Raw genomic sequence first — 14337 nt, forward strand, 5'->3', positions numbered from 1 at the left:
AATATGCGTGATTCGTTTGCACTAGGTTTGCCAAGAACTGAACGTGCGTTTCTAGCTTGCAAAAGCTCTCCTTGACGAAGGCATAACATGTGGTACCCAACCCACGGATAGCAGCGTGCCGACCGTCGCTCGCATTTTTGCTCTCGCGCCACGTGCTCAGGCAGAAAAAATAGAGGGTTTGACAAAAACGTTCATAGCAACGAATCTCAGACACTCTATTTGCGGTTTATCCTCTGTTTGGAGCAGTAGAGACTGAAATAACGTTACCCAGCTTCGTTACATTTTGAGAAGGGTTATTTTTACACAGATAGCGATCATCAGCTTCGTTATAAAATTTCGTTCACGTTCTGAGTCACATTTTGGCAACAGGGGGTTATACCCCAAGAGCAAACCACCCGTTGGACGGATGGTCATGATTGATATAAGAAAGTAGAAAATCCGATGCCTCCGCTTCCTTATATCGTAAGAAAAACAATCACTATATCGCAACAAAACTATCACTAGTGGCGGTCTGTCTTCCTAGAAAAAACGCCAATAGACGTTTTTCTTACGGCTATTTTTCTTATCCAGAAAATTTAGCCCCATTGTTTTTTAACGATCATAAAAGGTGTATAATGGATACAGAGTAGTACAGATTTGAACGGGAGGTGTAACAGTTGCAAGGGCATGAGGAAAGCGTAACGAAGCACGAACAACTGCTACAGTATATCGAAGGACTGAAAATCGGCACGAAAATTTCCGTTCGCAAGCTGGCAAAAAGCATGGGGGTCAGTGAGGGAACAGCTTATCGTGCGGTAAAGGAAGCGGAAAATCTCGGGATCGTTATTACGAAAGAGCGGATCGGTACGGTGCGGGTAGAGAAGAAGCCGCGTAACATTTCGGATCAGCTGACGTTTGGCGATGTCGTAGAAATTGTGGAAGGCCACGTGCTGGGCGGGGGAGAAGGACTGGACAAGACGCTGCATAAATATGTGATCGGAGCGATGAAGATCGATGCGATGGCCAGGTATATCGATGCAGGCAGTCTGCTCATTGTCGGGAACCGGGAGGATGCGCATTCCCTGGCACTGGAGCAGGGATCCGGCGTGCTTATTACCGGGGGCTTCGGCACAAGCCGTGAAGTTAAGGCGCTCGCTGACCGCCTTAACTTGCCGATTATTTCCTCCAGGCATGATACATTTACGGTGGCCTCGATGATTAACAGGGCGCTGTTTGACCGTCTGATTAAGAAAAAAATTATGCTCGTAGAAGATATTATAGCGGCTAAGCCAAGGCCGAATATGCTTAAAGTGAACAGCAATATTTCCGATTTTGACCAGTTGTCCCTGGAAACCGGGATGCAGCATTTTCCGGTCGTGGATGAATGGAACCGGGTCATCGGCATCGTCAGCCGGAGAAATGTCGAAGAAATCGGCGGAGGTGACCACCATATTGAGAAGTGTATGGTACGCCATCCGATTACGGTCGGGCTGCAGACCTCCCTCGCTTCCGCTGCGCAAATTATGGTGTGGGAAGGCATTGATTTCTTGCCGGTCATCGATCGCAACCGGAAGCTTGTCTCCTCCGTAACTCGAAAGGAAGTGCTGCAGGCGATGCGGGACGCGCGCAATGAGCCGCAGCTTGGAGAGACGTTCGAGCATTTGATGTGGAACGGCTTTGTAGAGGAACGGGACGATGAAGGGCGGCTGTTTTTTCATGGCATAATTACACCGCAAATGTCGACGGATATCGGAACGATATCCCATGGGGTGCTAACCTCAATTATGACTCACGCGGCATTAAGCGCTGCGAAGGATGTCGGTGGCGGGGATTATGTGGTCGATCATTTGACGACTTATTTCGTCCACCCGGTTCAGATTGAGAATGCGATCGTCATTACTCCGGTCGTTCTGGAAACGAGCCGCCGCGCTTGTAAAATGGAAATTATTATTACCCACCAGGAGATGCTCATCTCCAAAGCCGTCATGACGCTCCAGTCGATCGACCATGCTTAGTTTGCGTCCGGTTTCGGCTCGCTGCGTACTAAGACGAGAAGAGACGAGAAGAGACGAGAAGAGCAGAGCAGAGCGAGAGTGGGATAAGAACGAAAAGGTAAAGGTAAAGATTAAGATAAAGGCAATAGTTAATTGGGAACGGGAGCAAGAACTTGAGCAAGAACAGGAGCAAAAAAAGCAGCAGGAACAAGTACAGGTGCAGGGCCGATAATAGTAATGGGTATGAGTGCAATTAAGGAAATAGGGATGGGGATCATGCAACAGAATTATTGGCGATAAACAGAAAAGGACAGTTTCCTGGCGTTTTATACGCAGGAATGTCCTTTTTTTCGTTATCATCTTTGCTTATGATTTATTAGATTCCGTCTTGTGACGTGCCCATAGTCCGAGATTGCGTATACCAGCAAAAATATTAAAAGCACCCAGCACCATAAACAGTGCGCCGATGACGACACGGATAGATGAACCGCTAAATATGAACATCTGGATTATAGCGAGAATAAGCAGCATACTGCCCATGCTAATATTCATTTTGGCCGAGGAGAGTCCGCGGACTTTGCCATCCAGGGAACGCCTGGATTTAATGCTGAAAAACACGGAAAAAATGCAAGAAATGATGAGTCCGGCATACAACACATACTGAATGCTTTCAATCATGGAACGGGAACAGCTCCTTTTCACAATAAGCTTGAAATTTTAAGGAAAAACATAGCTATTTGTAAGCAATATCATGGAAAATCGCTAATATCAAACTATGCAATATTATTGTATACGTATCGTCTTGAAAAGTCAGCCCCTCATGTCCAGTCCCTAAACGTGCTCTTGATATGACTCCAGATATGACTTCAGATATCCAGTTCTTGATATAACACCAGATATCCGGTTCCTGATATGACTTCAGTTACACAGCCCCCGAAATGACTCCCACATCCAGATTCTGAAGGCATCCGGTGTCAGCTTCTGACATAGGGGCGCATTTCTATCCATACCTGCAATACCCCTTCACTAACGAGCATCGTTTTAATCTGAATGGTGTATTCCTTCTCACGTACGGCATAAATCTTCCGGTTCAGCAGAGTACGGGCCATCTTTCCGTCCGAGTCAATCTCGAAAATATTTCTGCCGCGCAGCACCTCGAGCTCCTCATGCAGCTGCTGGACGACCTCCTTTACGGCGAGTGAATCGAGCGGAGGGTCCCGTTCTTCGACACGAATTTTGATTTCTTTGATCACAGTGGATCTTTTATTGTATTTTTTCAGCGTTTTGTTATCTTCTTCTGCTTGATAAAGTTGAATTTGCAAATCCTTGTTCTGAATCCAGAGCGTATTGTAGCTGGTTTGATAAACGACGTTATATATGATACTTCCGATAACCATACCGAGAATGAATACCGCCGTCAACTGCATGAATCTTCTAAACTGCTGGGCCGTCGGCCAACGGATCGGGCTCATCCCCGGCTGCCTCCACACATCCAGCGCACCAGTTCCGAACCCATATGCGCCCCTATAAAGGCGAATAACAAATATAGAATCTGTTTGATCGCCGGCGACAGGTTCCCGTCAAAAAAATTGCTCTCGATAACCCGCATCGGATCGATCGTTCCCCCAACCGCTGCAGCAAGCGCCCAAATTTTGATCCGATCCGCAACGTCCAGCATCGTTTGGGTGGGCGGCTGGAGGGACAGGACGGCTCCAATCCCCCCGACCAAAGCTCCGCCCAGTACAATGCCGAAAGCGATAAAGAAGTCCATTACCGCTTTTGTCAGAAACGTGCTCATGCTTCAATTTCTCCTCTCTTACGGCCAGCATTTATGAATGGCAAGCTTTGCTGCCGCTTGTCCTTCTTTACCATTGTATGGGCGCCTACCAGTCTTATATGATAAAATATTTATAGAGGTAGTTAAAAAAAACACCTTTTGATCACGAAGCGAATCGGGAAGTGACTCGGCGTCAAGTTTATTGATATATATAGTTTGATTGTCTTGGAAAGGAAGGAGACGCATGGACGAATTTGTTCATTTGCACGTGCATAGCGAGTACAGTCTGCTGGATGGTGCCGCCAGACTTCAAGAATTAGTTGCCAAAGCGGCCGGCTTCGGGATGAAGGCGCTTGCGCTTACCGACCATGGAGTCATGTACGGGGCGGTTCCTTTTTACAAATATTGCAAGGCAAACGGCATCAAACCGATTATCGGATGTGAAATGTATTTTACAGCAGGCTCGCGCAAGGAGCGGGGAACAAGGCAGGATCAGCCGATCCATCATTTGATTCTGCTTGCCAAGAACGAGACGGGCTACCGGAATCTTATGAAGCTGTCCTCGATCGGCCACCTTGAGGGCTTCCACTATAAACCCCGCATTGATTGGGAGGTGCTTGAAAGGCATAGCGAAGGGCTTGTATGCCTCAGCGCCTGCCTAGGGGGGGAAGTGCCGCAGCACCTGCTGCATGGACGGTATAATGAGGCCCGGAAGGCTGCACAGCGTTATCAGTCAGTCTTTGGCGATGACTTTTATATTGAGCTGCAGGATCATGGCATTCCGGAGCAGAAAAAAGTGCTCCCCGAGCTGATCAAGCTTGCCGGAGAACTTAATGTTCAATTAGTCGCGACAAATGATGTGCATTATTTAGAAAAAGAGGATGCAGAGGTACAGGATGTACTTATTTGCATCGGCACCGGCAAAACGGTCGAAGATGAGGAACGACTACAAATTCCAACCGATCAGCTGTATTTAAAAAGCGGCGCAGAAATGGCGGCGCTGTTCCCTTATGCAGCTGAAGCCGTAGCAAATACGGCCGTCATTGCGGACAAGTGCAATCTTGAACTGCAATTTGGACGGCACATTTTACCAGCCTATAGGCCCATTCCGGAAGGGATGAGCGCCGAAGCTTATCTCGCCTCGCTATGCGAGCGAGGGCTGGAGGAGAGGTATGGGCATCTTGAAATTTGGCAGCAGGAGCATACGAGAGAGCCGCTGAAACAGAGGTTAAATTATGAGTTGAGTGTTATCGGCAATATGGGCTTCGCGGATTATTTCCTGATCGTCTGGGACTTCATCGCCTATGCCCACCGGCAAGGTATTGCTACAGGCCCGGGGCGCGGTTCCTCGGCGGGCAGCCTCGTCGCTTATGTGCTCAACATTACGGATGTCGATCCGATGAAATACAATCTCCTGTTTGAGCGGTTTTTGAACCCGGAGCGGGTGACGATGCCGGATATCGATATCGATTTCAGCGATGAGCGGCGGGATGAGGTCATTGTCTACGTGGCGGAAAAATATGGTGCCGAACATGTAGCGCAAATTATAACTTTCGGAACGATGGCGGCCAGAGCGGCGGTACGGGATGTGGGACGTGTGTTGAACGTCCCCTTCGGCGAAGTGGACAAAGTAGCGAAGCTTATCCCTGGCAGCCTGGGCATGACGATCGAGCGGGCGATGAAGGAAAGCCCTGATCTGAAGGGGCTCTATGAGTCGCAGCAGCGTGTTCAAGGCCTCTTGGACATGGCGCGGAAGGTAGAAGGAATGCCGCGCCACGCCTCCACCCACGCGGCTGGCGTCGTCATTTCCCGCGATCCGTTGACGGACACGGTTCCGCTGCAAGCGGGGGGGGAAGGTACGCCGCTTACCCAGTACTCGATGGAGCATTTAGAATCGGTCGGCCTGCTGAAAATGGATTTTCTCGGGCTGCGGACGCTTTCTATTATCGAGCGATGCATGAACTGGATTCGGGAGCAGGATGGGGAAGCCCCCGATTTTCGCCATATTCCGGATGATGATCCGGCAACTTACGAAATGCTGGGCAGAGGAGAGACTACCGGTGTGTTCCAGCTGGAGTCGGCGGGAATGAGACGGGTACTGAAAGATCTGAAGCCCTCCGCGTTTGAGGACATTATTTCGGTTCTTGCCCTTTACCGTCCAGGTCCGATGGAATTTATTCCGAAATTTATCGCAGGCAAGCACGGCCAGATTACCGTGGAATATCCGCACCCGGATTTGACGCCGATTTTGCAGGATACGTACGGCATTATCGTCTATCAGGAACAAATTATGCAAATTGCCTCGAAAATGGCTGGATTTTCGCTCGGTGAGGCCGATTTGCTGCGGCGCGCTGTGTCGAAGAAAAAGCGCGAGGTGCTGGACGAAGAGAGAGGCCATTTTGTGGCGGGAAGCCTGACTCAGGGGTATGAAGCGGAGGATGCGAACGCAGTTTATGATATGATTGTGCGCTTTGCCGACTACGGATTTCCCCGGGCGCATGCTGCGGCCTATGGAGTGTTGGCATTTCAGACCGCCTATTTGAAAGCCCATTACCCGGTTCATTTCATGGCGTCGATGCTAACAGCAGTTATGGGCAGCCACCGCAAGGTCGCTGAATATATTGTCGAGTGCCGTCGGATGGGGATTACCGTACTGCCGCCTGATGTCAATGAGAGCGGCGTCTTGTTTACTCCTCGTTTGCTGAAAATACCGCGTGAAGCAGTGCATCAAGGTGCGGCTGAAGCGAATTTAGAGTCAATTGAAGAGTCCCTTGCGTACTCTTTTGCAGACTCTCTCGCAGGATCTTTTGACGAGTCCGATATCAGGATTACTGATCTAGGAAGTACTGATCTAGGGAATGCTGATATTGGAAGTTCCGATCTAGGAAATGGTGCTATAGGGAATGCTTTGAAGGAGGATGGAGCAGCGTTTTTTCATGACTCTCATAGCACATCTTCCGCCTCTGCTGCTATAGAAGATGGCGGTGTTGTCCAAGGGGTTATCAGGTTCGGCCTGGCGGCGATCAAAAATGTCGGTATCCAGGCGATGGATAGTATTTTGCGCGAAAGGAAAGAGCGCCCATTCGACAGTTTGCTCGATTTTTGTCGACGAGTTGATTTGCGGACGTGCAATAAACGGGTCATTGAATCGCTTATTCAGGGCGGAGCCTTCGATTCGCTGCCGGGCCACCGTGCGCAACTGCTTGCCATGCTGGACGAAACGGTGGAAGCGGCGCTGAAATGGCGCAAGGAGCGCGAGGATTTGCAGATCCAGCTGTTCGATTTTGTGGAGACGCCGAACTGGGATATCGCCTATCCGGAAATTCCGCCGTTTAGTGCGGGACAGCAGCTGGATTTGGAGCGGGAACTGCTCGGCTTGTACTTATCCGGTCATCCGCTGGATGATTATGACGAACTGCTTGCCGGCGAGGGCATCGATCGGCTGATGGAACTGGCCGAAAGTGCTGATGGCAGCAAGACGATTGTAGCCGGAATGGTCGTTTCGGTGAAGACGATCACGACGAAGCAGGGCAAGGCGATGGCCTTCATGGAGCTGGAGGATCAGATCGAGCGCTGTGAAGTCGTGCTGTTCCCGGAAGTGTGGCGCCGCAGCGGAGAATTCGTCGCCAAAGGCGCGCTCCTCGCGCTGCGCGCGACCGTCCAGCAGCAGGACGAAGGCTTCAAGCTGCTGGCGGACGAGCTCGCGCCGCTTAGCGCCGCGAGCCTCGCGCAGCTTCGGCGCAGCCGCGGGGCATCCCCCCGCGGCGCGGGCGGGGCCTCGGCGCAGCCGAAGCCTGCAGCCCGGCGCGCGGGCGACGCCGCTATGGCGGCGTCACCCCGCACGGCTGCAGCGCAGCGCAGCGAGGCCCCGGGGGCTGCGCCGTACCGGCCGCAGCCCGAAGCCCGGGCGGCCGCGCCTGAGGCCGGCGCCCGCATTGCGAAGACGCCAGCGCAGCGCGTCTTCATCAAGATCACGGCGGCGGCGGAGAACGCCCACCTGCTGGAGAAGCTGAAGCAGCTGCTCCAGCTTCATCCAGGCCCTATGGGCACCGTGCTCTACTATGAGAGTACGGGCAAGCTGCTGGCGCTGAATGAGCGCTATAGCATTAAGCCCTCTCCAGAGCTGTTTCAGCAGATGGAGGACATGCTCGGTTCCGGGACAGTGAAGGTGAAGTAGACCAATAGCAATCGATAAGCGGCATTAACCGACATTAACCGTAATTAACCGTCATTAATCGGGAGGGCTGTATTCCATCGCACTTGGAATATGGCCTTCTTCGTATTCGTTTTTTAATAGAGTGTTTACGAACATTTTTAGAGACTCCCGCATAAACTTAGGAACACCAATACAAACATTGTCCAAAATCATTGTCTATAAAATTTTTCAAATAGAGGCAGCGCAAGCTTAGTGGCAAACGCAAGCTGAACAGGTTGTGCAGGAAGCCTGCATAAGGCTCTATAGGCGACGAATTGGCTCTAAGGCTGTTTGCTACTCATCAGGCGTCAAAAGCGGTCTGGGAGCAAGCCAGAGGGTCTAGCCAGGCATCAAAGGCAGTCTGGGAGCAAACCAGGACCTTTGTGTCAGTCATATAATGTGCGTCATGCCAATCATATGCGTCAGCTTCTTTTTGGATGCGGGAGGAGACGGGAATGTCATTTGAAATTGTTAAGGCTCAGCTGACTCGCAGAGGCGTTGCTCTGGAGGACATTGCGGAGATTGTTTATTCACTCCAGGCTGTTTATCATGCCGATTTGACGATGGAGAAATGTCTGGACAGCGTGAAGGCCGTCTTGCAGAAACGGGAAGTTCAATATACGTTATATACAGGGATTGCCTTGGACGAATTGGCGGAAAGAAAACTTCTGCCAGAGCCGCTGCAGACGATCATGGAGGCGGATGAGCCGCTCTACGGGGTCGATGAGACGATGGCGCTGGGGATTACAAGCGTGTTTGGCATGATTGGCTTGACGAGTTTCGGTTATCTGGACAAGGTTAAGCCGAAAATCATAGGCAAACTGAATGTGAAAGGGGAGCGGGTTCACGTGTTCCTCGATGATTTGGTCGCGGGGCTTGCGGCTGCGGCTTCCGCCCGGATCGCCCATAAAAGCGACTCCGCGAACAGCTATTCCGCAGATTGAAGCCCGCGTTTTACGAGTTCCCGTGTTGACCGTCAATTAGCTTCCGGCCTTTTGTTGCGGGATTTTTGAAAATTATGTTATCATTACTCTATTATACGGGCTCAAAACGAAAGGTTAGGGGGCTATGTTAAGGACATGTGGACTGTAATGTATATTGCGCCTACCGCGAAGATTGCGGATATGATTAAAGCGAGACTTATGGAAGAAGGCTTTCTCGTCCAAACACGTCCTGTCAATTTATCTAAACAGCAGTTTGAAATTTTGGTTCCGTCGGGAGAGCTCGAAGAGGTTCAAGAAGTGCTGAATTCCATTTTGCATCCTTAAGAACAAGGTGAGGGCAAATCAGTAAAGCGATATTCCTTGACTGTAGGCGCGGCGCGGCCTTATAAATTAACGGCTGAAGAGGTGTAGTTGTGTTTAAAGATTTGTTCCATAAAAAAAGAAAATACGCGACCATTCCTTCGGGAGGTCTGGTGAGCGAAGACAGTACACAGCCGGAGGAAAGGCCCAAGCGCGAAATTCCGGAAGGCCTGATGAATAAATGCGGCAAATGCGGTAGCATCCAATACAGCAAAGAGCTGGAGAAAAATTTGAAGGTATGTGCTTCCTGCGGATATCATATGCGGCTGAATGCGTTTGAACGGATTCGGATGACGCTGGATGAGGGCAGTTTCGTAGAATATGATGCCGATCTGATCTCTGTGGACCCGTTGGAATTTCCGGGCTACGCCACGAAGCTGGAGCAGCAGACGCTGAAATCGGGGCTCCGCGAAGCGGTAGTTACCGGACAAGGCACGATCGAGGGCCTGCCTGCCGTCGTGGCCGTCATGAGCTTTGATTTCTTTACAGGCAGCATGGGATCCGTCGTCGGCGAGAAAATTACCCGGGCGATCGAGGCGGCGACACGGCAGCGGCTTCCGCTGATCATTTTCTCGACATCAGGCGGGGCCCGCATGCAGGAGAGTATTCTCAGCCTGATGCAAATGGCGAAGACAAGCGCTGCCCTAGCTAGGCTGAACGAACAAGGCGGTCTTTACATTTCAGTCATTACGGACCCGACCACAGGGGGCGTATCGGCTAGTTTTGCTATGCTTGGAGATATTATTATAGCAGAGCCGGGAGCGGTTTTCGGCTTCGCAGGCCGGATCGTTATCGAGCAGACAATTCGCCAGAAACTGCCGGATGATTTCCAGACTGCGGAGTTCAATCTGCAGCATGGACAGCTGGACATGGTCGTCCACCGCAAGGAGATCAGGTCGACGCTAAGCAAGCTCCTTGATCTGCACGGCGTGAAGGGAGGAGTATAAGTGGCAGGAGAATTGCCTTTTGAAACGTCCCTCGTGAAGCTTCGCGAGAAGATTCAGGAGCTGGAGCAATTCGGCAATGAGAAGGGAATCGATTTCACAGAGGAAATCGCGCGGCTGGAAGAGCGCTACAAGCAGCTTGAAGATGAGATTTACAGCAACATCTCGCCTTCGCAGAAGATGCATTTGGCACGGCATCATCAGCGTCCTACGTCGCTTGATTTAATAAAGCTGATTTTTACCGATTTCATCGAATTGCACGGTGACCGGGTATTCGGTGACGATCTGGCCATTGTGGGCGGATTGGCCAAGTTGAACGGCGTCCCGGTGACGGTAATCGGCCAGCAGCGGGGGAAGGATACGAAGGACAACATCGCCCGTTTCTTCGGAAGCCCGCATCCAGAAGGATTCCGCAAGGCGCTGCGCCTTATGCAGCAGGCCGACAAGTTTAAGCGGCCGATTATTACGTTCATCGATACGAAGGGAGCTTATCCTGGTATTACTGCCGAAGAGCGGGGCCAGTCCGAAGCGATTGCCCGGAACCTTCGCGATATGGCGATGCTGCGTGTGCCCGTTGTGTGCGTAGTTATTGGTGAAGGCGGCAGCGGGGGGGCTCTTGCGTTAGGCGTGGGAAATCGGGTGATCATGCTGGAGAACGCGATCTATTCCGTTATCTCCCCGAACGGGGCGGCCTCCATTTTATGGAAGGATGCATCCAAAGCCGACCAAGCGGCTGAAGCGATGAAGATTACGGCCCAAGACCTGCTGTCCATGGAGGTTATTGAGCAAATCGTTCCTGAGCCCAGAGGCGGAGCACACCGGGATTACGAGTCTACGGCGGAGTCAATCAAGACTGCGCTCGTGTGGCAGCTTGAGGAATTGTCCGGGTTGAATACGGACGAGCTTCTCGAGGACCGGTATATGAAATTCCGGAAAATAGGACATTTTGCCGAAGCGCGTAAATCCGGGCAGCAACCGGAGGGAACGACTGCGGAAGACTGTATAGCAATTGCGGAAGATATCCATAACTCCGCTGATGAAAGCGAGCAAAGCATCGAAAAAAACACCGTAACAGACGCTGCGACAGTGGGTAATGAATAGTATAAAATGTCCTAGATCTTGACGATATGACAAACTTCCTATACAAAATGGGAAAACTATAGTAAATTTAGATGTTGGAAAAGACGATATAGAGAGAACTAAATAAAACGGAGGAAACCCAAATGCGCAAAACAAAAATCGTATGTACTATCGGTCCTTCAAGTGAATCGTTAGAGAACACCAAGAAACTGATCATGGCCGGAATGAACGTCGCTCGCCTCAACTTTTCTCACGGAGATTTTGAGGAGCATGGCAATCGAATTAAAGTGATTCGCCAAGCAAGCGAAGAGCTGGGGAAATCTATCGCCATACTGCTGGATACGAAAGGTCCAGAAATCCGCACCGGCAAATTGAAGGAAGAACCGATTGAGCTAGTGCAGGATGAGTTCATTACCTTGACGACCGAAGAAATTCTCGGTGACAAGGATCGCATCTCCATCACTTATCAAAATCTTCCGCATGACGTGGAAGTCGGTTCAACCATTCTGATTGATGACGGGTTGATTGGCCTTACCGTAGTTGATATTCAAGGTACGGAAATTAAATGCCGTGTCATCAATGGCGGTCCGATTAAGAGCAAGAAAGGCGTTAACATCCCTGGAGTGGACATCTCCCTTCCGGGCATCACGGAGAAAGATGCTAACGATATTCTTTTCGGGATTGAACAAGGCATCGATTTCGTTGCCGCATCCTTCGTACGTAAAGCTAGCGACGTTCTTGAAATACGTCAATTGCTGGAACGGAACAATGCAACTCATATTCAAATCATCTCGAAAATCGAGAACCAGCAGGGCATTGACAACCTGGATGAAATCTTAGAAGTTTCCGACGGCTTGATGGTTGCCCGCGGAGACCTTGGCGTGGAAATCCCAGCTGAAGATGTGCCTTTGGCCCAGAAGAAAATGATCGAGAAATGCAACCGTGTAGGCAAACCAGTCATTACGGCGACGCAAATGCTCGACTCGATGCAGCGTAACCCTAGACCTACCCGCGCGGAAGCGAGCGACGTGGCAAACGCAATTTTTGACGGCACCGATGCGATTATGCTGTCCGGTGAGACTGCGGCAGGCAGATATCCGGTTGAATCCGTATTGACGATGTCCCGCATTGCAGAGAAAGCAGAATCAGCGCTGGAGTATCGCGAGTTTTTCATTAAACAAAGCAATGCTCAGCAAACGACAGTCACCGAGGCGATCAGCCAGTCTGTTGCGAATTCTGCGCTCGAATTGAATGCCAAAGCGATAATTACTTCGACGGAAACCGGATATACCGCACGTATGGTATCCAAATACCGCCCGAAAGCGCCGATTATCGCTGTTACGACACAAGATCAGACGCTGCGCCGTCTAGCGTTAAACTGGGGAGTTACGCCGGTCAAAGGCATCGTAGCTTCCTCGACAGATGAAATGTTCGACAAGGCGATGAAGGGCGGACTTGACTCCGGTCTCGTAAAAGAAGGCGATCTTGTTGTGATTACTGCAGGAGTGCCGCTTGGCCGCTCCGGTTCAACGAACCTGGTTAAAATCGGTCAAGTTCGCAAATAATGAACGAAAGCTTATGTACGATGAGGCATAAATGAACAAAGGCAATGGGATTTCCGGTGACGGATACCATTGCTTTTTGTTTCATATACCGGAGGAGGAGGCTGTATATGTACGTCAGTGAGCAAACGATCGTCCCAAAGTATTTCGAATTTGACATGATGGGGATTATTTATCACGCTTATTATTTAGGCTGGTTTGAACAGGGGCGCACTAAATTATGCGAGGAACTGGGCTTCAAGTATATCGACATGGAACGGGCTGGGTATATTTCCCCTGTTCATGAAATAAGCGTAAAGTATCATAAAGGGATTACATACGGGGACGAAGTCGTGCTAAAGACCCGCATTTTGGACAATGGCGGCGTCAAGACGGTGTACGGATATGAGCTTTTCAACGGGGAGGGCATGCTTTGCGTCGAAGGAAATTCTTCTCATTACGTAGTTAGGCGTGAGGATTTCAAGCCCGTTGCTTTCAAAAAAGTTTTCCCGGAATGGCATGCTGCATTTGAAAAGGCGAGCAAACTTTGAAATTATGCGCTTGAAGCTGTAAAATACTTTTTAAATACAGGATCAAACAAGTTCAAACTGAGCTGATTGATTACGTTCGATGCTTTGTGGAAAAGGAGTTATTACATGCGCAAATGGATTCCCGTCATAATCGCTCTGATTACAGTCGCCGAATTTTGGGCTTACGTCGTAGTGGGTGAACGACTCGGAGTTGGAAAAACGATATTCCTCACCCTAGCCACCTCGATTATCGGGGGGCTGATGATGCAATTTGAAGGACGTAAGGTAATGGCTGATGCAAAAGCCCAGATGAACGGAGGGCAAATTCCGGGCCGGACTATGCTGGACGGGATGTGCGTGTTTGCGGGAGGCATCCTCCTGCTGGCTCCTGGATTTATAACTGACCTCATCGGATTTACATTGATCTTCCCCTTAACGAGACCCATCTATCGTGTATTTCTGATGAAATGGATCGGGAAGAAAATTAAGGAAGGCAAGATTACCTTTTTTCGCCGATAGGCGTTTTACGACAAAGGCAGGAGCTGTACAATAAGTCCCTAAAATAAAAGTTAGACGGAAAACACAGCGTTGGTAGTTCCTCTTAAAGTTAGAGTGCACAATCTAACCTTAAGGGGCAGCACCGTTTTTTCGTCGAACTTTTTTTACATACCTGCCTTTGCTGGTGTGAGGGAGTAGTTGTTTGCTGTCTGGCTTGGTTGGCTGCCGGTGCTTGCTTGCTGTGCGGCCTTTGGCAGCTGGTTGGTAGCTGTATGGCATGGGTGGCTGGTTGCTTGCTTGCTGTGTAGCCTCTGGTAACTGGTTGGTAGCTGTATGGCATGGGTGGCTGGTTGCTTGCTTGCTGTGTAGCTTCTGGTAACTGGTTTGGTAGCTGTATGGCATGGGTAGCTGGTTGCTTGCTGTGTGGCCTCCTGGTCTGGGGATATGCGAGCAAGCCCCAACGGACACAGGGGTCGCTATTTGTGAAATAACGAG

The 14337-nt window shown here is 50.3% G+C and carries 12 protein-coding genes; 9 read left to right on the forward strand and 3 right to left on the reverse strand.

Annotated features, from left to right (window positions below; genetic code table 11):
- Window positions 1-656: 656 nt before the first annotated feature.
- Window positions 657-1994: a DRTGG domain-containing protein gene (locus G358_RS0126575; protein WP_019640306.1), complete on the forward strand. Its 1338-nt coding sequence runs from the start codon at window positions 657-659 to the stop codon at window positions 1992-1994.
- A 345-nt stretch (window positions 1995-2339) separates the two neighbouring features.
- On the opposite strand, the gene G358_RS0126585 is transcribed toward G358_RS0126575, so the two are convergent.
- The 3 genes from G358_RS0126585 to G358_RS0126595 form a co-directional block, all read right to left on the reverse strand.
- Window positions 2340-2651, reverse strand: a complete 312-nt coding sequence (locus G358_RS0126585) for a YtpI family protein (protein ID WP_019640308.1) — start codon at window positions 2649-2651, stop codon at window positions 2340-2342.
- 296 nt (window positions 2652-2947) lie between these two features.
- Window positions 2948-3436, reverse strand: coding sequence for a sporulation membrane protein YtrI (locus tag G358_RS0126590; protein ID WP_026342491.1), 489 nt, complete (start codon window positions 3434-3436; stop codon window positions 2948-2950).
- Between the two features lie 5 nt (window positions 3437-3441).
- Window positions 3442-3771 (reverse strand): YtrH family sporulation protein, encoded by a 330-nt coding sequence (locus G358_RS0126595; RefSeq protein WP_019640310.1) that lies wholly within the window; start codon window positions 3769-3771, stop codon window positions 3442-3444.
- A gap of 223 nt (window positions 3772-3994) precedes the next feature.
- Here G358_RS0126595 and G358_RS0126600 point away from each other — a divergent pair, with 223 nt between their 5' ends.
- The 8 genes from G358_RS0126600 to G358_RS0126635 all read left to right on the forward strand — a co-directional run bounded on the left by G358_RS0126600 (window position 3995) and on the right by G358_RS0126635 (window position 13863).
- Window positions 3995-7927 (forward strand): DNA polymerase III subunit alpha, encoded by a 3933-nt coding sequence (locus G358_RS0126600; protein WP_019640311.1) that lies wholly within the window; start codon window positions 3995-3997, stop codon window positions 7925-7927.
- Window positions 7928-8400: 473 nt separating this feature from the next.
- A complete protein-coding gene (locus G358_RS0126605) occupies window positions 8401-8889 on the forward strand; it encodes a phosphatidylglycerophosphatase A family protein (protein WP_019640312.1) in 489 nt (162 codons plus the stop codon).
- Between the two features lie 135 nt (window positions 8890-9024).
- Window positions 9025-9213 carry a hypothetical protein gene (locus tag G358_RS0126610; RefSeq protein WP_019640313.1) on the forward strand — a complete coding sequence of 63 codons (189 nt, stop codon included), beginning with the start codon at window positions 9025-9027 and terminating at the stop codon, window positions 9211-9213.
- A gap of 89 nt (window positions 9214-9302) precedes the next feature.
- Window positions 9303-10196, forward strand: coding sequence for an acetyl-CoA carboxylase, carboxyltransferase subunit beta (accD, locus tag G358_RS0126615; RefSeq protein WP_019640314.1), 894 nt, complete (start codon window positions 9303-9305; stop codon window positions 10194-10196).
- Window positions 10197-11294, forward strand: coding sequence for an acetyl-CoA carboxylase carboxyltransferase subunit alpha (locus G358_RS0126620; protein ID WP_019640315.1), 1098 nt, complete (start codon window positions 10197-10199; stop codon window positions 11292-11294).
- Between the two features lie 122 nt (window positions 11295-11416).
- Window positions 11417-12838, forward strand: a complete 1422-nt coding sequence (gene pyk, locus G358_RS0126625) for a pyruvate kinase (protein ID WP_019640316.1) — start codon at window positions 11417-11419, stop codon at window positions 12836-12838.
- A 107-nt stretch (window positions 12839-12945) separates the two neighbouring features.
- The gene (locus tag G358_RS0126630) at window positions 12946-13365 is read left to right on the forward strand and encodes an acyl-CoA thioesterase (RefSeq protein WP_019640317.1); all 420 of its coding nucleotides are present in this window, start codon (window positions 12946-12948) and stop codon (window positions 13363-13365) included.
- A 105-nt stretch (window positions 13366-13470) separates the two neighbouring features.
- Window positions 13471-13863, forward strand: a complete 393-nt coding sequence (locus G358_RS0126635) for an FxsA family protein (protein WP_019640318.1) — start codon at window positions 13471-13473, stop codon at window positions 13861-13863.
- Window positions 13864-14337: the final 474 nt, after the last annotated feature.

Origin of the sequence: Paenibacillus fonticola DSM 21315 (assembly GCF_000381905.1) — a bacterium.
Classification (GTDB): domain Bacteria; phylum Bacillota; class Bacilli; order Paenibacillales; family Paenibacillaceae; genus Fontibacillus; species Fontibacillus fonticola.